We start from the raw sequence: 228 nt of genomic DNA, 5'->3' as shown, positions 1-228 counted from the left end.
GGTCTTGAACCCCTTCTTCCCCAACGTCTCGTGCAGCGAACGGCGCAAATCCATGTCGAAGCGGCTGAGGATCCCCTGGCCGCGATAGACCAGCGTGGTATCGACCCCCAAACCATGGAAGATGTTGGCGAATTCGACGGCGATGTAGCAGCCGCCCTCGATCATGATCGCCTTCGGCAGTTGCTTGAGATCGAAAGCCTCGTTGGAGAAGATGCAGTATTCGTGGCC

General features: G+C 57.9%; 1 protein-coding gene. It reads right to left on the bottom strand.

The window, feature by feature from the left end:
* Positions 1–228: FAD-dependent oxidoreductase (locus tag KVT37_RS33355; RefSeq protein ID WP_217579132.1), on the bottom strand; the 228-nt coding region annotated here is incomplete at both ends.

This window comes from Mesorhizobium sp. GbtcB19 (assembly GCF_019091085.1).
Taxonomy (GTDB): domain Bacteria; phylum Pseudomonadota; class Alphaproteobacteria; order Rhizobiales; family Rhizobiaceae; genus Mesorhizobium.
Note: the sequence above shows the minus strand (reverse complement) of the source record. Positions and strands in the feature narration are given on the sequence as shown.